At 35.0% G+C, this 20,266-nt stretch carries 17 protein-coding genes; 9 read left to right on the plus strand and 8 right to left on the minus strand.

Annotated features, from left to right (window positions below):
* Positions 1 to 6: 6 nt before the first annotated feature.
* The 3 genes from FT993_RS09975 to prfB all read right to left on the minus strand — a co-directional run bounded on the left by FT993_RS09975 (position 7) and on the right by prfB (position 2,000).
* Positions 7 to 432: a hypothetical protein gene (locus FT993_RS09975; RefSeq protein WP_147862405.1), complete on the minus strand. Its 426-nt coding sequence runs from the start codon at positions 430 to 432 to the stop codon at positions 7 to 9.
* 63 nt (positions 433 to 495) lie between these two features.
* Positions 496 to 837, minus strand: coding sequence for an arsenate reductase (glutaredoxin) (gene arsC, locus FT993_RS09980; protein WP_147862406.1), 342 nt, complete (start codon positions 835 to 837; stop codon positions 496 to 498).
* Positions 838 to 898: 61 nt separating this feature from the next.
* A protein-coding gene (gene prfB / locus FT993_RS09985) for a peptide chain release factor 2 (protein WP_147862407.1) occupies positions 899 to 2,000 on the minus strand; the annotation gives its coding sequence in 2 pieces (ribosomal slippage) (positions 899 to 1,933 and positions 1,935 to 2,000; 1,101 coding nt in all).
* A 94-nt stretch (positions 2,001 to 2,094) separates the two neighbouring features.
* On the opposite strand from prfB, the gene FT993_RS09990 reads away from it, so the two are divergent.
* Positions 2,095 to 3,126: a low specificity L-threonine aldolase gene (locus FT993_RS09990; RefSeq protein WP_147862408.1), complete on the plus strand. Its 1,032-nt coding sequence runs from the start codon at positions 2,095 to 2,097 to the stop codon at positions 3,124 to 3,126.
* A gap of 47 nt (positions 3,127 to 3,173) precedes the next feature.
* Here the strand turns inward: FT993_RS09990 and FT993_RS09995 are convergent, their stop codons facing one another.
* Positions 3,174 to 3,488, minus strand: a complete 315-nt coding sequence (locus tag FT993_RS09995) for a YbaB/EbfC family nucleoid-associated protein (protein WP_147862409.1) — start codon at positions 3,486 to 3,488, stop codon at positions 3,174 to 3,176.
* Positions 3,489 to 3,600: 112 nt separating this feature from the next.
* Here FT993_RS09995 and FT993_RS10000 point away from each other — a divergent pair, with 112 nt between their 5' ends.
* The 3 genes from FT993_RS10000 to FT993_RS10010 all read left to right on the plus strand — a co-directional run bounded on the left by FT993_RS10000 (position 3,601) and on the right by FT993_RS10010 (position 8,186).
* Positions 3,601 to 5,664, plus strand: a complete 2,064-nt coding sequence (locus FT993_RS10000; protein WP_147862410.1) for a S9 family peptidase — start codon at positions 3,601 to 3,603, stop codon at positions 5,662 to 5,664.
* A 95-nt stretch (positions 5,665 to 5,759) separates the two neighbouring features.
* Complete coding sequence (locus FT993_RS10005; protein ID WP_147862411.1) at positions 5,760 to 6,800, plus strand: PLP-dependent cysteine synthase family protein; 1,041 nt, start codon at positions 5,760 to 5,762, stop codon at positions 6,798 to 6,800.
* Between the two features lie 126 nt (positions 6,801 to 6,926).
* Positions 6,927 to 8,186: an aminotransferase class I/II-fold pyridoxal phosphate-dependent enzyme gene (locus tag FT993_RS10010; RefSeq protein WP_147862412.1), complete on the plus strand. Its 1,260-nt coding sequence runs from the start codon at positions 6,927 to 6,929 to the stop codon at positions 8,184 to 8,186.
* A 59-nt stretch (positions 8,187 to 8,245) separates the two neighbouring features.
* Here the strand turns inward: FT993_RS10010 and FT993_RS10015 are convergent, their stop codons facing one another.
* On the minus strand, positions 8,246 to 9,205 hold the full coding sequence (locus FT993_RS10015; RefSeq protein ID WP_147862413.1) for a transporter: 960 nt from the start codon (positions 9,203 to 9,205) through the stop codon (positions 8,246 to 8,248).
* 97 nt (positions 9,206 to 9,302) lie between these two features.
* On the opposite strand from FT993_RS10015, the gene FT993_RS10020 reads away from it, so the two are divergent.
* Genes FT993_RS10020 through FT993_RS10035 form a run of 4 tightly spaced genes read left to right on the plus strand, consistent with a single transcriptional unit; the run spans position 9,303 to position 14,781 of the window.
* Complete coding sequence (locus FT993_RS10020) at positions 9,303 to 9,557, plus strand: DUF4834 family protein (protein ID WP_255504468.1); 255 nt, start codon at positions 9,303 to 9,305, stop codon at positions 9,555 to 9,557.
* A gap of 25 nt (positions 9,558 to 9,582) precedes the next feature.
* Entirely contained in the window at positions 9,583 to 12,018 is a 2,436-nt protein-coding gene (locus FT993_RS10025) for a YfhO family protein (RefSeq protein WP_147862414.1), read from the plus strand.
* Positions 12,011 to 13,303, plus strand: coding sequence for a glycosyltransferase family 4 protein (locus FT993_RS10030; RefSeq protein ID WP_147862415.1), 1,293 nt, complete (start codon positions 12,011 to 12,013; stop codon positions 13,301 to 13,303). Before FT993_RS10025 ends, FT993_RS10030 begins: the two co-directional genes overlap by 8 nt.
* Positions 13,303 to 14,781 (plus strand): polysaccharide biosynthesis C-terminal domain-containing protein, encoded by a 1,479-nt coding sequence (locus FT993_RS10035; RefSeq protein ID WP_255504491.1) that lies wholly within the window; start codon positions 13,303 to 13,305, stop codon positions 14,779 to 14,781. The genes FT993_RS10030 and FT993_RS10035 overlap by 1 nt, the downstream gene beginning before the upstream one ends.
* A 13-nt stretch (positions 14,782 to 14,794) precedes the next feature.
* Here the strand turns inward: FT993_RS10035 and FT993_RS10040 are convergent, their stop codons facing one another.
* Positions 14,795 to 15,592, minus strand: a complete 798-nt coding sequence (locus FT993_RS10040; protein ID WP_147862417.1) for a hypothetical protein — start codon at positions 15,590 to 15,592, stop codon at positions 14,795 to 14,797.
* 169 nt (positions 15,593 to 15,761) lie between these two features.
* A complete protein-coding gene (uvrA, locus tag FT993_RS10045; RefSeq protein WP_147862418.1) occupies positions 15,762 to 18,554 on the minus strand; it encodes an excinuclease ABC subunit UvrA in 2,793 nt (930 codons plus the stop codon).
* Positions 18,555 to 18,789: 235 nt separating this feature from the next.
* On the opposite strand from uvrA, the gene FT993_RS10050 reads away from it, so the two are divergent.
* Complete coding sequence (locus FT993_RS10050; protein WP_147862419.1) at positions 18,790 to 19,377, plus strand: RNA polymerase sigma factor; 588 nt, start codon at positions 18,790 to 18,792, stop codon at positions 19,375 to 19,377.
* Positions 19,378 to 19,598: 221 nt separating this feature from the next.
* Here FT993_RS10050 and nth read toward each other — a convergent pair whose 3' ends face one another.
* Positions 19,599 to 20,261, minus strand: a complete 663-nt coding sequence (gene nth, locus FT993_RS10055) for an endonuclease III (protein ID WP_147862420.1) — start codon at positions 20,259 to 20,261, stop codon at positions 19,599 to 19,601.
* Positions 20,262 to 20,266: the final 5 nt, after the last annotated feature.

Consider the following 20,266-nt stretch of genomic DNA (forward strand, 5'->3'; position numbering starts at 1 on the left):
CTTTGGTCAAAATTTATTCGTTTGTCCTTGGGTTCTTATCTTATCGGCATTTTCGACTTTTTGTTGTTGACGAAGTTTTTGGCGTTGATCTTCTTGATAGCGCATGAAAATTTTAAATTGATTTGGAGTGAGAATATTGGCCAATTCGCCTGTTAGGGTTGCGTCAATCTTATCATACATTGCCTTTTTTCGTGCAGCACTCCAAGTAGTTTTTTCAATTTTTTGCTTCTGTACTTCGTGTACCATTAAAGCATTGCGGACCAATAGGCGTTCATCAGGACCTAAAGCTAAGAGCTTAGCAATTTTTTTAGATTCAAAATCAGCCTTTTTTTCTATCTTGGGAGTAGCCTCCATTAATAAAAGTTGATGCTGGGCTTGTAAGCCAAGACTTAATAAACCGAAAAATAGAAAAAATGCATACTTTTTCATCATAAACATTTTAAATATTTAACGCTTAAAGTTAAAAAGTTTTGTCTATAGAATCTACTAAAATAATCATAAAAATTCTTTTATTTTTTCTGGTGGTCGGGCAATTATCGCTTTATCTTTTCGCATAATAATTGGGCGTTGAATTAGTTTCGGGTTTTCATGCATTGCTTTGATGATTTGATCTCTACTTAATTCTTTACCTTTAAATTCTTCTTTCCAGATTTTTTCGTTTGTTCTTACTAGGTCGATAGGATCACAATCTAGAGCTTGCAAAAGATCTTTAATTTCTTCCTCGCGAAGGGGTTGATTTAGGTATTTTACAATTTGAAAATCTTGACCAGACTCTTGTAAAATGGCCAAGCCTTCTCGAGATTTACTGCATCTAGGGTTATGGTAAATTTTAATCATTTTTTTTTGTTTATAAATTATTAAGACTGGTATGGGGAAATATAATAAGAATTCTGCTCTATTACAATTCCTCTTTTTGCCCCATAAGCATAAGATATGCTTTTAAAAATGCATCAAGGTTACCGTTCATCACCGCATCAACATTTCCTGTTTCCTCTCCCGTTCGCACGTCTTTCACCAGTTTGTAAGGATGCATCACATAATTACGAATCTGCGAACCCCATTCAATTTTTTTCTTGCTGGCCTCAATATCTTCTCTTTGCTCTAATTGTTTTTGTAATTCAAGTTCATACAATTGTGATTTTAGCATTTGCATTGCTCTTTCGCGGTTATCGTGTTGCGATCGTGTTTCTGAGCAACTTATCTGTATACCGGTAGGGTGATGAACTAGCTGTACCTTGGTTTCTACCTTATTTACATTTTGTCCACCTGCGCCACTAGAGCGTGCTGTCGTAATTTCGATATCGGCGGGATTAATGGTGATTTCAATAGAATCATCGACCAACGGGTAAACGTAAACCGATGCAAAAGAAGTATGTCTTTTCGCATTACTATCAAAAGGAGAAATACGAACTAAACGATGTACACCATTCTCACCTTTGAGCCAACCAAAGGCGAAGTCGCCTTCAATTTCTAGCGTAACTGTTTTAATTCCGGCTACATCGCCATCTTGATGGTTGAGTTCTTTAACTTTGTACCCGTGCTTTTCTGCCCACATAATATACATCCGCATGAGCATTGATGCCCAGTCGCAACTCTCTGTTCCGCCCGCGCCTGCTGTTATTTGTAATACAGCGGTGAGATCGTCGCCTTCATCAGAAAGCATATTTTTAAACTCAAGGGTTTCAATTTTATCAAGACACAATTCGTATTTTTTAATCAACTCATCTTGATTTGCTTCACCTTCTTTATAAAACTCAAATAAAATTTCTAACTCTTCGGTTAATTCTTTTATTTCTTCGAAATCTTGTACCCATTTTTTTTCTTGATTTAAAGCCCGAACCACTTTTTGTGCTTCTTGAGGCTTATCCCAAAAATCTGGTGCAAAGGTTTTTTCTTCTTGGTTGCTTATTTCAATTCTTTTGGCGTCTAAGTCAAAGATATTGGTTTAAGGCAGTTACACGTGTATTGAGTTCTTTTATGTTGTCTTGGGTAATTTGCATAACTTTACGGATTTATTTTTTTTTCAAATTTAAGATTTACCAAGCTTTTTAAAAATGTTTTCATCACAATTCTTATTTTTAGCTAAAAATAGCGATGCGAATAGATTTGAAAAGCGATACAGTTACTCGACCAACGCCGAATATGTTAGAACACATGCTCAATGCTCGGGTGGGAGATGATGTATATAAAGAAGATTACAGCGTAAATGAGCTAGAAAAAAAAGTGGCAGCACTTTTTGATAAAGATTGTGCTCTATTTTTTCCTACTGGCACTATGGCCAATCAAGCAGCAATTAAGTTACATACTCATCCAGGAGAACAGCTTATTTGTGATAAATGGGCTCACGTTTTTAATTATGAAGGAGGTGGGGTTGCTTTCAATAGTGGAGTTTCCTGCAAATTAATAGATGGCGATCGCGGCATGATTACTGCCAAGCAAGTAGAAGAAAGCATAAATCCGCCCGATTTTTATCATAGCCCTCTTAGCTCTTTAGTCTGTCTTGAAAATACTACCAATAAAGGGGGAGGTGCTTGTTATGATCTAGAGGAAATAAAAAAAATTAGAAAAGTTTGCGATCAACATCAATTAGGTTTACACTTAGATGGTGCTCGCTTGTTCAATGCCTTGGTAGCCACTGGTCAACAGCCAACCGAGTATGGTAAATTGTTCAACACCATATCAATTTGTTTGTCAAAAGGATTAGGTGCGCCTATGGGTTCGGTTTTGGTTGGCGATGTAAAATGGATGAAAAATGCTATTCGAGTACGTAAAGTTTTAGGCGGAGGTATGCGCCAGGTAGGTTATATGGCGGCTGCAGGAACTTATGCTTTAGATCATCACGTAGCTCGACTTGCAGAAGACCATAGGCGAGCAAAAGAGTTGGGTGCTTTGCTGTTAAAAGCTAGCTATGTAGCTAAAGTTGAACCGGTAGAAACCAATATTGTTATTTTTTACCTAAAAAACTCAATGCCTGAACAAACTTTTTTGCAAGCTATGAGAGAAAAAGAAATTGGTCTTAGTTCCATGGGCCAGGGTAAACTCCGTCTAGTAACGCACCTAGATTATACACAGGAGATGCACGAGTTTGTTCTGCAAGAAATCGAAAGTTTGAATACAAGGGTTTAAAACAAAAGAAGAGGCGCTTAGCGCCTCTTTTTTTGTTTTCTAGTTAATTATTTGAACATATCCATTCCTGGGATATTAGGCATACCTTCTTTGGCTACTGCAGCAATCTCGGCCTCGTGCATATCGTTTGCTTTTTGAATTGCCTTGTTAAGCGTAAGAATAAGATAATCTTCTAATTGCTCCTTGTCTTCAAGTAATTCATCAGCAATTTCGATATGTTTAATTTCTCTAGCTGCAGAGATGGTTATCTTTAATAAATCATCTGTAGTAGACTCTTGTAAACTAACATTTTTAAGACGCTCCTTGGTCTCTTCAACTTTTTTCTGCGTTTCTTGCAGTTTATTCATCATATCTCCAAACATAACTTAACTTTTTTTATGTGGTGCAAATTAATAAATTTAACCTAATAATATGATTAAGAATTTAATAAAATACGTGGGATAGTTTAAATTTGCGGCGTTTAAAAAATAGCATATGATCTCAACGAAAATAAATCCGCCACGAGCGAAACAAATACCTAAAACTTTAAGTATTCACGGGCACGAACGTGTTGATAATTATTTTTGGATGAATGAACGAGATCATCCAGATGTGTTAGCTTATCTTGAAGCCGAAAACGAGTACTATAAAACGCAAACAGAGCATACTTCATCGTTTCAAGAAAAATTATTTCAGGAAATGAAATCGCGTATTAAAGAGGATGATGCTTCTGTGCCGTATAAAAAAAATGGATATTGGTATTATGTACGCTTTGAGAAGGGAGGTGATTACCCAATATATTGTCGTAAGCTAGGCGAGTTAGATGCAGATGAAGAGGTACTTTTTAATTGCAATGAAATGGCAAAAGGGAATAGTTATTTTCATTTGACAGGCATAAATGTGAGTCCGAATAACAACTTGGTGGCTTATGGAGTAGACACTGTAAGCCGACGTAAATACACCCTATACGTTAAAGATTTAGTTACAGGAGAAGTGTACCCCAGTCAGATAGAATCTACCACAGGAGGTTCAATTTGGGCCAACGACAACAAAACCCTTTACTATACCCGAAAAGATGAGAAAACATTACGATCAAATCAGATTTTCAAGCATGAATTAGGTAAATCGTCAAATAACGATGCTTTGGTTTATCAAGAAGACGATGAGACCTTTAACACTTATATCTACAAAACAAAATCACAAGCCTATCTGGTTATTGGGAGTAGCAGCACTTTAAGCGATGAGTACCGTATTTTAAATGCCGATACCCCTAATGATTCTTTTGAACTATTCGCACCAAGAAAACGGGGTGTAGAATATGGTTTGGCTCATTTTGAAGATCATTTTTATTTGTTAACCAATAAAGATCAGGCGTACAATTTTAAATTAATGCGTACACCTATTACACAAACAGGTTACGATTATTGGGAAGAAGTTATTGCTCATCGTGAAGAAGTTTTGCTTGAAGATGTAGATATTTTTAAAGATTACTTAGTGGTGACCGAGCGTTTTCAAGGCTTAAACAAATTGAGAGTGATGCGATGGGACGAGCAGGAAGATTTTTATGTGCCTTTAAAAGGAGAAACATACACTGCAAATACTGGAGCAAATCCTGACTTTGACACCCCTGTACTTCGATATAGTTATTCTAGTTTGACCTCACCAGCTGCTGTTTTTGATTTTAACATGCAAGCAAAGACAACTACTTTAATGAAAGAACAAGCTGTGTTGGATAAAAGTTTTAATAAAGATAATTATATAGAAGAACGTATTTGGGCCATTGCCGATGAAGAGACAAAAATTCCGATATCCCTAGTTTATAAAAAAGGTCTAAAACGCGATGGCAGCACACCACTGCTGCAATATGCTTACGGAAGTTATGGACATACCACCGACCCTTATTTTTCTAGTAATCGTTTAAGCTTATTAGATCGTGGTTTTGTATATGCTATCGCCCATGTTAGAGGCGGGGAGTATATGGGGCGTAATTGGTACGAAAATGGTAAGCTGCTTCATAAAATGAACACCTTTACCGATTTTATTTCGGTTTCAAAACACTTAATCGCCAATAGATACACTTCGGAAAAACACCTGTATGCTTACGGCGGATCGGCAGGAGGTATGTTAATGGGTGGCGTGGCCAATATGGCTCCAAAATTGTATCACGGTATTATTGCAGCGGTACCCTTTGTAGATGTATTAACCACAATGCTCGATGATAGTATACCATTAACAACTGGCGAGTATGATGAGTGGGGAAACCCTAATAAAAAAGAGTATTATGATTATATGAAAAATTATTCGCCCTATGATAATGTGAAAGAACAGGACTATCCGCATATGTTGATCACTACGGGGTACCATGATTCTCAGGTGCAGTATTGGGAACCGGCCAAATGGGTTGCTAAATTAAGAACCCATAAACGTAATACGACCAAATTATTTTTAAATACAAATATGGATACAGGGCACGGTGGTGCTTCAGGGCGATTTGAGAGCCTAAAAGAGCTAGCCGAGGACTATACATTTTTATTAGACTTGGAAGGAATTAACCAATAATTAAAAAAAAACATGTAAATTTGCCTTGTTTTGAGAATTCCTTAATTTTTTGGATTCAAAACACGAAAGGAAAGTTAATAAGAACTTCACATTTTATGAAAGAAGACTTAAAGGTTTATAATGACGCTTTACAGCTAGTAGGAAATACACCACTCATTAAATTAAACCGAATAACTAAAGATTTAACTGGAGATTTTTATGCCAAAGTAGAAGCATTTAATCCCGGTCACTCGACAAAAGACAGAATAGCCCTTTATATTATCGAAGAAGCCGAGCGCAAAGGGATATTAAAACCAGGAGATACCATTATTGAAACCACATCGGGTAATACAGGATTTAGTATTGCAATGGTTTCTGTGATCAAAGGTTATGAGTGCATTTTGGCGGTTAGTTCAAAATCATCTGCAGATAAAATAGATATGCTTAAAAGCTTAGGAGCTAAAGTATATGTTTGTCCAGCTCACGTAAGTGCCGATGATCCAAGGTCGTATTATGAGGTAGCAAAAAGATTACATCAAGAAATTAAAGGTTCTGTTTATATCAATCAATATTTTAATGAATTAAATATTGATGCGCATTACAACACCACTGGTCCAGAAATATGGAAACAAACTGAAGGAGAAATAACCCATTTGGTGGCTTGTAGTGGGACAGGAGGAACCATTTCTGGAACCGCAAGATTTTTAAAAGAGCAAAATCCCGATATTCAAATTATAGGTATAGATGCTTACGGATCGGTATTAAAAAAGTACCACGAAACGCGTGAGTTTGATGAAAATGAAATTTATCCGTACCGTATTGAAGGTTTAGGTAAAAATTTAATCCCGACAGCGACAGATTTTGATGTTATTGATCGTTTTGTTAAAGTTTCTGATGAAGAGAGCGCCCACACAGCCAGAATGATTTCAAAGACCGAGGGACTCTTTGTAGGGTATACTAGTGGTGCCGCTTTTCAAGGGGTTAAGCAATTGGCCGATGAAGGAATTTTTGATGCCAATAGCAAAGTAGTTATTATCTTTCCCGATCACGGTTCTCGTTATATGAGCAAAATCTACAGTGACGATTGGATGCAAGAACAAGGTTTCTCAGATTCTGAAAATCTAGTTGATGCTGAAAAAATTCAGTACATTAAGTAATTTAAAAGCATCCGATAAGGATGCTTTTAAATTTATTCCATATGTTAAATTCACGAATTGCTTGTTAAATAATCAAATTGATATTTATTTGATTATTTTTGCATTCTGTTTTATAAAAATTATTCTATGAAAGATTTATTTGATAAAATATATAAAGACAAAGGGCCATTAGGAAAATGGGCAGACCAAGCTGAAGGTTATTTTGTATTCCCTAAACTAGAAGGAGAAATAGGTAACCGAATGAAATTTCAGGGTAAAGAAGTAATTACCTGGAGTGTGAATGACTATTTAGGGTTGGCAAACCACCCTGAAGTTAGAAAGGTAGATGCCGAGGCAGCTAAACAGTATGGCTCAGCTTATCCTATGGGAGCAAGAATGATGAGTGGTCATACCAATTTGCATGAACAACTTCAAAATGAGTTAGCCGAGTTTGTTAGTAAAGAAGCGGCTTATTTATTGAATTTTGGGTATCAAGGTATGGTGAGTACCATTGATGCTTTGGTGGGTAAAGATGATGTAATTGTTTATGATGTAGATGCGCACGCCTGTATTATTGATGGGGTACGCTTACATATGGGTAAACGATTTACCTACAAACACAATGATGTAGCAAGTATTGAGAAAAACTTACAAAGAGCCGAAAAAATTGCACAACAAACCGGTGGCGGAATTTTACTGATTTCTGAAGGTGTATTCGGTATGCGTGGAGAACAAGGAAAATTAAAAGAAATTGTTGCTTTAAAAGAAAAGTACAACTTTAGGTTGTTTGTAGATGATGCGCATGGTTTTGGTACCTTAGGTAAGACTGGTGCTGGTGCTGGTGAAGAGCAAGGAGTACAAGATCAAATTGACGTTTACTTTGCTACTTTTGCAAAATCTATGGCAAGCACAGGGGCATTTATAGCTGGCGATCAAGAGGTGATAGATTATTTGAAATATAATTTAAGATCGCAAATGTTTGCAAAATCTTTGCAAATGCAATTGGTAGTAGGTGCGCTTAAGCGTTTGGATATGCTGAGAAGCATGCCTGAATTGAAAGAGAAACTATGGGAAAATGTAAATGCCTTGCAAAACGGACTTAAAGAAAGAGGTTTTGATATTGGTACTACGCAAAGTTGTGTAACCCCAGTTTATTTAAAAGGGAGTATACCCGAAGCAATGGCCTTGGTTAAGGATTTACGCGAAAATCACGGTGTATTCTGCAGTATTGTAGTATACCCCGTAATTCCAAAAGGTTTAATACTACTTAGAATGATACCTACAGCTTCACATACTATGAAAGATATCGAAGAAACTTTAGAAGCCTTTTCATCTATTCGTGAGCGTTTAGAAAATGGTACTTATAAAAGATTATCTGCAGGAGTTGCTGCTGCAATGGGTGATTAATATAAACAGAATTTCATTAAGAAAAAAATCCGCTTTAAGCGGATTTTTTTATGCTGTAATTAATCTAGTTCGCTTTCGGGATCAACTAGCTCACTGTTTTTCACCTTTTTATTTTTCTTTTGCTTAGGTTGCTTCTTTTCCATTATTATTTCATCTTCGTGTTTACTATCCAAACGGTAAGAAAGACCTAAACCTACTTGCCAACGAATAGGAGTGTCTTTAAAATTAGTTAATCCGTAAAGGTCTAGCTGCAAATCTTTAGAAAATAAATAGGCGCCACCCAAGCGCACTAAATCATCTGCGTAGAAATCGTTTTTTATAGCCTGGTACTCAGCAAATACAGAGAACTGGGCGTTAAGGGTATGCGTCATTGTGAAAATTCCTGAATAATAAGGATCATCGCTAGTAAATCTATCTGCAATAAAGTTCATAACAAATACCCATTTTCCCCAATTGTTTTGGGTAACTAAAGCAGCGGTAGGAGTAAGTTTGCCCACACCAGGCGCTAAATAAGGATTGTTTTTTCCTAAAAGTATATTGGCACCGGCATAAATTGAAACCGCAGGAATTAAATCACGCCATTGAAAGCTATTATTAGCTTTCCAACTGTAAATATTCGGTTTCTCAAATGCTCGTTTTTTATAAGGGTCATAAATCAGATATTTTATTGCCAAAGTGTTCGATTGAAAGTTGCTATAACTGTTTTCTATATTCTGACCACCTTGAATATATTCTTCGGTTGTGCTTAAGTATCTTCCTTTTAAATTGAGTTCAAGTTGCTCCATTAAGATCCCAAAACGGAACTCGTAATCAACACCCCATTGTGTTGCATCAATCTGCGTTAAATCGTGTTGGTTTTGCTCATATAGGCCACCCATCTCGAACTGTATGACCTTGTGACCTACAGAAAATGCTCCTTGAGAGGCTCCAGGTCGGTTTGAGTTTATGGTTTCTGTATACTGAGCAAATCCGTGAAAACATAACAGGCTCAAGCTAATCGTTAAAAATAGTTGCTTCATAGTATTTTGTTAAACGACCAAAGGTATATATTTTTGGTAATTTTTAATTAAATAAATAGGCTTTAATAGAACAATCCCTAATTTTGCAGCAAAAAAAATGGCTTACGCATCATTTATGGGCTTATTGAAGACTGTATTAATTATTTTATTGGTTTATTTTGGACTTAAAATAATTTTTAAGTGGCTTAAACCGTTTTTACTGAAGTATATACTGAACAAAGTAAATCAGAAAATGCAGGATCAGTTTAAACAACAAGCAGATTTTAATCGTCCACAACAAACAAAAAAGGAAAATTTAGAAAAGTCTGAAAAGAAAGTAGGAGAGTATATCGATTACGAAGAAATTGATTAGCTTGTCAGCTCGAAAATATTAGTTTATGAATTTAGCAATGAAGCGGTTTTTACCCCATTTAGGTGCCTTGGCTCTGTTTATAATATTGGCCTTGGCCTATTTTAACCCAGTATTACAAGGTAAGGTTATTCAGCAAAGTGATATTGTGCAATATATTGGAATGGCTAAACAACAGAAAGACCACATCAAATCTTTTGATGAAGAGCCTTACTGGACAGATTCTGCATTTGGCGGTATGCCAACCTACCAACTTGGAGCTAATTATCCTTATAATTATGTAAAACAAATAGACCGTCTCATTCGATTTTTACCTCGACCTGCCGACTATTTATTCTTATATTTTATTGGTCTGTATATTTTATTATTAGCGTTAAAAATAGATTATAAATTGGCTATTTTGGGTGCCCTTGCTTTCGGTTTTAGTACTTATATGATTATTATTTTGGGGGTAGGGCATAACGCCAAGGCACACGCTATTGCTTATATGCCTTGGGTGCTTGCTGGGATTATGCTAGTCTTTAGAGAAAAGTATTTTTGGGGTAGTTTACTTTTATTTGCAGGTATGGCTTTAGAAATTAATGCCAATCACTTTCAAATGACATACTATTTGTTAGCCTTGACCTTAATTTTAGGAGTGGCCTACCTTATCGATTTTTATAAAAAAAATAAACTTAAATCTTTCTTTAGTCGGGTAGGAATAATGATTGTGCCTGTTTTACTAGCTATAGGAGCTAATACCACTAATTTGCTTGCCACTAAAGAATATACAGATTTTAGTACCCGAGGCCCATCTATATTAACTTTAAATCCTGATGGTAGCGAAAAAGAAAATTCGGGCTTAGATTACGATTATATTACTGAATATAGTTACGGAATTCTTGAGAGTTTTAATCTGTTTATTCCGCGTTTTATGGGCGGTGCTAGTGCCGAAAAGCTCAGCACTGATTCGGCTACTTACAATAGTTTATTACAGATGGGAGCTACACCTGCCCAAGCAAAAGAATTTGTAAAACGAGCACCAACCTATTGGGGAGATCAAACTTATATCGGCGCACCAGCCTATATTGGTGCTAGCGTAATTTTTCTATTTGTCTTTGCCTTGTATTTAGTAAAAGGTAGATTAAAATGGTGGTTGTTAGGAGGTAGTATTTTAGCATTACTACTTTCTTGGGGTGATAACTTGGCTCCGATTACAAAGTTTTTTGTAAATAATGTACCCTTGTACAATAAATTTCGTGCCGTTTCGAGTATTCAAGTGCTTCTTGAATTATGTGTCCCCGTTTTGGGAATTATAGGCCTTTCGGTTTTATTTAAACCAAAAGACCGCCGAACAGAAATGCTTGAAGCTCTTAAAAAGTCAACTTTTATTACAGGTGGTATAGCCTTAGGTTTTTTACTGCTCAAAGGCTTGTTTTTTGACTTTTCTGGTGCTCAAGATAGAATTTTCATAGAACAATTTGGACCAGATTTTGTTCGTTCTTTAAAGGAAGATCGCAAGCGTATTTTTACTGAAGACAGCTTAAGAAGCCTAATTTTAGTTCTGGCCGTTGCCGGAACAATATGGTTGTTTTTAAAGCAGAAATTGCAAAAAAATACTAGTATTTTGATACTCGGAATAATAATAGTATTTGATTTGGTAGCTGTAGATAGACGATACGTGAATAACGATGCTTTTGTAGCAAAGCGATTTATGGAGCAACCATTCCAACCTAATGCTGCTAATCAACAAGTTTTGCAGGATGAAACACACTACCGTGTCTTAGATCTTGCTAATAGTCCATTCAACTCCTCGATAGCTTCTTATTTTCATCATTCTATAGGCGGATACCACGCAGCCAAGCCTCAAAGAATGCAAGATTTATTTGAGTATCACATTAGTAAAGGAAATCAGGAGGTATTGAATATGCTTAATACCAAATATATTTTGATGAATAACCAAGGAGAAGATTTAGCACAGCTAAATCCGGATGCAAACGGTAACGCCTGGTTCATTAAGAAAGTGGTAGTGACTCAAGATGCCGATGCTGTGATAAGTATGCTCGACACGCTGAATACTAAGAATACAGCTGTGATTCACAAAGAGTTTGCAGCACAATTGAAGCAAAAATCGTTTCAGCCCTCGGTTCAAGATACAATTTATTTAAAGAGCTATAAAGCCAATGAATTGATTTATGAATATAAAACCAATAAAGATCAATTGGCGGTATTTTCTGAAATTTACTATCCGCACGGGTGGAACGCTTATTTAGACGGAGAGTTAATTCCGCATTTTAGAGTAAACTATACCTTGAGAGCAGCAGAGCTTCCTGCAGGTGAACATGAGCTTATCTTTAAATTTGAACCACAAGTTATTAAGAAGGGTAGTACCTATACTTTAATTAGCGGTGTGTTTGTTCTACTTCTGCTTTTAGGCGGAATCTATTTTAAATGGATGAAGAAAAAAGGTACTTCAATTGACTAAGGTTCTCATTGTACTATATTATTGGCCACCAGCTGGAGGTCCTGGCGTTCAACGTTGGTTGAAGTTTGTAAAATACCTGCCAGATTTTGGGTATGAACCCATTGTTTTTGCACCAGAAAACCCTTTTTATCCCTTGCAAGATGCTGAGTTACTAAAAGAGGTTCCAAACCAAGTTAAGGTGGTGAAATATCCTATTAGAGAACCATATTCCTTGGCTAAGATATTCAATAAGCGCCAAACGCAAACCCTTAGCAGTGGAATCATTTCAGAAAAAGATAAACAGGGATTCATAGAAAAATTGTTACTATTCATCCGTGGAAATCTATTTATTCCCGATGCAAGAGTAGGTTGGGTGAAGCCAGCAACCAAATTCCTCGAGTCTTATCTAAAGGAAAATAACATTTCAAAAGTCATTACTACAGGTCCGCCACATAGTTTGCATCTAATTGGTTTAGCTTTAAAGCGTAAATGTAATATAACCTGGTTTGCCGATTTTAGAGATCCTTGGACGCATATAGGGTATCATAAAGACTTATTTTTATTACCCGCATCTCAAAAAAGACACGAAAGGTTAGAAACAACTGTATTGCAGCAGGCAGATGCTATTATTACTACGAGTTATGGGACTGCGGAAGAATTTAAAAACAAAAGCAGGCGTCCTATTCGGGTTATTACTAATGGTTATGATGGGGATATAAAAAAACAGATTACGCTTAAAAAAGATAAATTTATTTTGGCCCATGTAGGATCTCTCTTAACCAATCGAAATCCTAAAAATCTTTGGCAAGCTTTAGCTGAATTGAGGCAAGAAAACGATAAGTTTTTAGAATATTTTGAACTTCAATTAAGTGGTAAAGTTAGCGAAGAGGTAGTAAAATCAATAGTTGAATCAGGTTTAAGCGATTGTTTAATCAATAAGGGTTATGTGTCTGTAAAAAAAGCATTTAGATTTATGTATGAAGCGCACTTATTAACTCTAATTGAAATTAACTCTCCCCAACATGCTAGTATTATTCCGGGCAAATTATTTGCTTATTTAAAAGCCCAACGACCTATTTTGGCAATAGGACCTCAAAACTGGGATGTTAATAAAATATTTGAACAAGTAGGGTATGAGCCAGCCTTTGAATACACAGAGAAGGCTAAAATTAAAGCTTATATTCGCAATCAATTTAATGGTTTTTTACAGGGCAAAACCAATTTTAACTCTACCAACAAAATAGAAGATTTTCATCGCAGAAATCTTACCCGAAATTTAGCTTCTTTTTTAAATGAACAAGAGTGATGGGAGTGGTTTTAAAACAATCTTTACAGAACACCCTTGTAACTTATTTAGGTTTTGGTATTGGGGCTTTTAATGTATTAATTTTATATCCGAAAATTCTAAGCCCTCAATATTACGGATTGGTTACTTTTTTGCTATCGGCCGGAACTTTGTTATGGCCCTTTATAGGGTTTGGTTTAAACAATACTATAATTCGATTTTACTCTTCCTTTAAAAAGCGTGATGAGCAAAACCAATTGTTAAGTATGGTATTGTTTTATCCTTTGGGAGTAGCCCTAATATTAGGGATTATTACTGCTATTTTTAAGGATCAATTTATACTTTTAATTACCGATGACTGGATAAAACCTTATTTCTGGTTAATTTTTATAATTGCTTTTGCTGTCGCTTATTTTGAGTTGTTTTTTGCTTGGAGCAAGCTTAAATTAAAAAGCGTTTTCGGTAATTTTATGAAGGAGGTTTTTCATCGTTTTTTAATCAGTGTTTTATTGTATATGGTATATGTAAAATTACTCAATGTTACGCAGTTTTTATATGCCTTAACAATCGTCTATTTGCTGCGCACCCTAATAATTAAGTTATACGCTTTTTACCTGTTACCTCCAAAAATTGATTTGCGTTTACCCAAAAATCATAAGAAAATTTTCACCTATTCGGCTTTGATGCTTTTGGCTGGTTTTGTGGCTACTGCTTTATTAGATTTAGATAAGGTAATGATAGAACATTTTATGCCTATTGAGCAAGTTTCTATTTATGGAATTGGTGTATATATGGCCTCAGTAATTGCCGTACCTTCACGAGCAATGCATCAAATTACCTTACCGCTTACAGCAAAGTACTTAAACGAAAATCAAAATGAAAATTTAAAAAGCTTGTATACTAAAAGCAGTATAAATTTATTGGTTATAAGTGGTTTTATTTTTTTATTGATTTTGGTAAACGCAAGCGAAATATATCGGTTACTACCACCGGTTTATACCTTAGCTTTCGAGATTTTATGTATGCTTAGTAGTATTAAATTATTAGATAATCTTTTAGGCATTTCTAACAGCATCATTTTAAATTCTCGGTTTTATAAATTGCTTTTAATCACAGGGGTCTTTGTAATTTTATTAGCTATTGGACTCAATATTTATCTTATTCCGCGCTTTGGTTTAACTGGAGCGGCTGTTGCATCACTCATTGTTTTTTTAATGTACGATTTAGCAAAAATTTTTATGGTTTATAAATTTTACAAGTTTCATCCCTTTAGCAGGAAAACATTTTATGTTATTGTGTTTATCTTTATATTATTGTTTAGTTCAAGGTTTATTACGTTACCCTTTAATCCTTTTATAAATCTTATTATTCAATCTATAAGTTTGGCTATAGTTTATTTTATAGGAATTTTATTTATAAAGCCATCAGAAGAACTAAGCTTATTTCTTAAAGGGATTATATTTAAATTAAAGCATTTTCAAAACAAAAAAAGCTCCTAAATGGAGCTTTTTTTTAGCGATTACTTCTAGTGCTAGTACCCAAAGGTCTTTTTTGGTGGTAGCTTCTTTTCTGTGCGGTATTGGGTTTATTATCTATATCTTCCCTTAAATTTTTAATTGGTGCCTTACGACGATTCAAATGCCTTCTATTAGGTTGAGCATCACGCCTATGGTTTTTTTGTCTTTCTGCTCTGTAATTGTTCTGGTTGGCAATTCTTCTTTTATCTCGCTTTATTCTCGGCTTTCTGTATTTAGGATGCTTAGTTCTACGATCACTAATTGGTAGTCTATAATCAGGATGATGAGCATACTTTGGCCTTCTAAAGTTTCGATGCCAAGGTTTATAAGTATAGCCTTTGTTATACCTATTTATAAATCCGTTAAGGTAATAACGATTAAAATGCCTATTATAACGAATGTGCATATTGCCAATTCGTTTTAAATAACCGAAACGATTATATTTTAAATTTATCTGTCCAATTTGGGTTACTCGACCATAGAAATCGTAGAAAATAGGTGTGTTTCTAATTTGAATTATACTTCCGTACCGGTTAACCCGAATATGCGGCGTGTAGTTATAGCCCCCGTTATAGGTTATATTAATGTGCTGATTAAAATAGCTGTATCTTCTTCTATTAGGTAAGTAATTAAAATCAAATTGCCCATCTTGAAATACCGCAAATTCGATATTGTTTTCGATAAAAATAATTGGACCCTGATTGTGATAGAATTTAGGATGAACTTTGTCTGTAGCAAAAGCCAAGCCTATGGGTAATAAAAATGCAATTGTAAATTTAATAAGTGTTTTCATGGCTTGTAATTTTATGATTCATTAACAGAAATCCAATTAACGTGCCAAAATTTTAACAATAGGGTGCATAAGGTAAAAAAACAAGTGCAGATTTCACTTGAAATTGCACTTGTTTCCTATAACCAACTAAATAAAATATTATGAAAATATAATTTATAATACACAATTTCTATGCCATTACTAGTTTGTCTTTTAAATACTTAGTGGTAAATCCTTTTTTGTTTTTAATTATTTCTTCAGGTGTACCTGCTGCCAATAAGTAGCCTCCATTTTTTCCCCCTTCTGGGCCTAGATCAATAATATAATCTGCACATTTAATGAGATCTATATTATGCTCTATAACTACTATACTATGTCCCTTTTCAATCAATGCTTGAAAAGATTTGAGTAATTTTTTAATATCATGAAAGTGTAACCCTGTTGTAGGTTCGTCAAATATAAACAGGACTTTATCTTTACTCGTAGCTTTTCCCAAAAATGAGGCTAGTTTTATTCGTTGTGCTTCTCCACCTGATAAAGTGGATGAACTTTGTCCTAGGCGGACATACCCCAAGCCTACGTCTTGTAAAGGTTTTAGTTTTTTAGCGATTCTGCTTTGTTTTTTTGAAGTAAAAAAATCAAGTGCATCATCAATGGTCATATTGAGTATATCGTCAATATTTTGCTGCTCAAATTTTATTTCTAAAATTTCTCTCTTAAATCGTTTTCCTTTACAAGTTTCACATTCTAATTGAACGTCAGCCATGAATTGCATTTCAATGGTAACTTCGCCTTCTCCCTTACAGGTTTCGCATCGACCTCCGTCAACATTAAAACTAAAATGTTTGGTTTTAAGATTTCTAGCTTTCGCTAAAGGAAGATCTGCAAATAGACTTCTAATGGCGTCATAAGCTTTTACATAGGTTACAGGATTTGAACGAGAAGAGCGACCAATAGGGTTTTGGTCAATAAATTCTACATTTTTAATGTTTTCAAATTTTCCCGAAACCTCGGTTAATTGTCCAATTTTCGCTCCATATCCTCCGGTTTCTTTTAAAATAGCTGGGTATAGTAAATTTTTAACCAAGGTACTTTTTCCGCTGCCCGATACTCCGGTAACGCAGGTGAAAACCCCTAATGGAAAGCGCACATCTATATTTTTTAGGTTATTATGCCTACATCCTTTTAAATCGATATAATTTTTATACTTACGTCGATTTTCTGGAAGCTCAATTTGCAGTCTTTGACTTAAATATTTACCTGTTAGCGAATCACTTTTGAGAATGCTTTTAAAATTACCGGTTGCCACCACTTGTCCGCCATGGGTTCCAGCCTCTGGGCCAATATCGATAATTTCGTCGGCAGCCTTCATAATATCTTCATCGTGTTCGACAACAATTACGGTATTACCAAGATCGCGTAGCTTTTGTAACACACCAATTAAACGCTCTGTGTCTTTAGCATGTAAACCAATAGAGGGTTCATCTAATATATACATAGATCCTACGAGGCTGCTTCCTAATGAGGTGGCTAAGTTGATTCGCTGCGATTCACCCCCAGAAAGACTATTTGATTTTCGATTTAAGTTTAAATAACTCAACCCTACATCACATAAAAAATTTAAACGGTTTTGAATCTCTTTTAGAAGGCGCTTGGCAATTTTCTTTTCGTTGGTACTAAGATTTAAAGTTTCAAAAAATTCGCGTAATTCGTTTAAAGGAAGTTCAATCAATTCCGAAATAGGAGTGTGGCTAACCTTTACATAATTAGCCTCTGGTCTTAAACGCAATCCATTGCAGGTTTTGCATTTTGTTTTTCCGCGATAGCGAGACAATAAAACCCTGTTTTGTATTTTATAAGCTTTGGCTTCTAAATGGGCAAAAAAATCATTTAGGCCCTCAAAATACTTATTACCCTCCCAAATTAACTTTTTATGCTTATCTGACAGTTCAAAATATGGTTTGTGAATAGGGAAGTTAAACTTGCTTGCGTTATTTACTAGTTGGTCTCTATACCAACTTAAACTTTCTCCGCGCCACGGGAAAATTGCATTATCATAAATAGATAAGGAGGTATTGGGTATAACTAAATCTTCATCTATACCTATCACATCACCGTAGCCTTCACAAGTAGGGCAGGCACCGAATGGATTATTGAAACTAAATAAGTGTATATTCGGCTCTAGAAAGGTTTTCCCATCTAATTCAAACCGATTGCTAAATTGTCTACGTTTGTTCGATTTGACATGCTCTACAAATAGTTCTCCTTTTCCTTCATAAAATGCGGTTTGAATCGCATCTGCTAGTCGATTGTAAAAATCTTCATCATCCTTTTTTACCACACGGTCTACAACCAATTCAACTTTGGTCTTTGAATTTAGATTCTCAACTTCATCTATTCGCAATACGTCTTGATCTATTTTCACTCGGCTAAAACCCTGTTGTAGAAGAATTTTTAATTTCTCTTGAATGCTTCTGCCTTCTTCGACAAAAACAGGACTTAGAAGAAGTAATTTTTCGCGGTCTTGTAACCCTTTAATATATTCAACTACATCAGCCACCGAATCTTTTTTAACTTCATTTCCAGAGATAGGAGAGTAGGTTTTGCCTATTCTAGCATAAAGCAGTTTGAGGTAATCGTAAATTTCTGTAGATGTACCTACGGTAGAACGAGGGTTGGTAGCATTTACCTTTTGTTCTATTGCAATGGCGGGTGCTATCCCTTTTATATCATCTACTTTGGGTTTATCTAAGCGGCCTAAAAATTGCCTCGCGTAAGAAGATAAGCTCTCTACATATCTTCTTTGACCTTCTGCATAAAGGGTGTCAAAAGCCAAACTTGATTTACCAGAGCCAGAAAGACCGGTGATAACCACCAGTTTGTTTCTAGGAATTACAACATCAATATTTTTTAGATTATGTAGTTTGGCTCCTTTAATGATGATATTTTTCTTTGGGTCTATTTCTTGGTTTGATTTTTTCATGCCGTATTTGAATAAAGGGTCAAAGTTAATTAAACCTAAACGAGAAAAAAAGTAAGCACTCCATTCAAAAAGTGTTAAAAAGATTATCTTTTATGTGTGGGATTAAAATTCTTTTATATATTTACACTAGTATAAACCAATAATTTTTGCCTATAGCATACTGTTACTTACAACTATAATAACTTAATAATCAAAATAAGCTTTCTTCTGATGGCTTATAACTAAAGTAACACGTATGAAAAGGAATAATACTACCAGTGATGCTGTATTGGTAAAGGAGTATATTAATGGCGATGAGATGGCTTTGTCTCGTTTAATTGAAAGGCATCAAGTTAGAATTTACAATTTTATTTTCTCTAAAGTTTTTGATCGTGATTTAACCGAGGATATTTTTCAAGATACCTTTATTAAGGTAATTCGCACTTTAAAACGAGGTAAATACAATGAAGAAGGAAAGTTTTTACCCTGGGTTATGCGTATTGCTCACAACTTAGTTATAGATCATTTTAGGAAAAACAAACGAATGCCTAAGTTCGAAGGAACGGGAGATTTTGATATTTTTGACGTTTTAAAAGATTCAAGTTTAGACGTTGAGAATGCACTAATCAAAGATCAAATAGAAAAAGATGTAACTGATTTAATAGCTGAATTACCTGAGGATCAAAAAGAGGTTTTACTTATGCGAATTTATAAGGATATGAGTTTTAAAGAAATTGCATTAAAAACTGATGTTAGCATTAATACAGCATTAGGAAGAATGCGTTATGCTTTAATTAATCTTAGGAAGGTTATAGAAGCCCATAATATTATTTTGACCAATTAATATAATAAAGAAGTAATATTGCCGTTTTTATCTAGAACAAAACCAATAAGATAAATGGCGCAGCTTTACCTAAATAATCCTAAAAAAAATAACGAAAATACGGGCTCTCGTAAGCCAAAAAAAGAAACAATAGCTTTTTTATTGAATTATTCTAAGGCCTTAAGGGTTTTAGATAAGGATGATAAAAGGTATGAGTTTATAGTAAATTAAGAGCAGTAAATTTATTTTTTACTGCTCTTTTTATAATAGGCCTGGATAACACTTTTTCTTCCTATCGTTTTGGTGATAATATCTTTTTCAAGTTTCCACCCGCGTGCGGGAGAATATTCCCGACCATACCAAATAATTTGCAAGTGTAGATCATTCCATAAAGATTTAGGAAATAAGCGTTTTGCATCACGTTCGGTTTGTACAACATTTTTTCCTGTACTTAGATTCCACCTGTACATGAGCCGGTGAATGTGTGTATCTACAGGAAAAGCAGGAATTCCAAATGCCTGAGCCACTACCACACTAGCCGTTTTATGGCCTACGGCAGGTAATTTTTCTAAAGCCTTAATACTCTTTGGCACCATTCCTTGATATTCATCAATTAAAATTTTTGATAATCCATATATGCCTTTTGCCTTCATAGGAGAAAGTCCTACAGGTTTAATAATTTCTCTAATTTGTTCTACAGATAAGCGAACCATGTCATAAGGGTTATCTGCATAGGCAAATAGTTGGGGGGTTATTTCATTAACTTTTTTATCGGTGCTTTGGGCAGAGAGAAGTACCGCAATTAATAGGGTGTAAGGGTCTTTGTGATCTAAAGGAACCGGAATATTTGGATAGAGTTGCTTTAACGTATTTATAACAAATTCTACCTTTTCTTGCTTATTCATTTTGT

Source organism: Mesonia sp. HuA40, assembly GCF_008017835.1.
In the GTDB taxonomy this organism is placed as follows: Bacteria; Bacteroidota; Bacteroidia; order Flavobacteriales; family Flavobacteriaceae; genus Mesonia.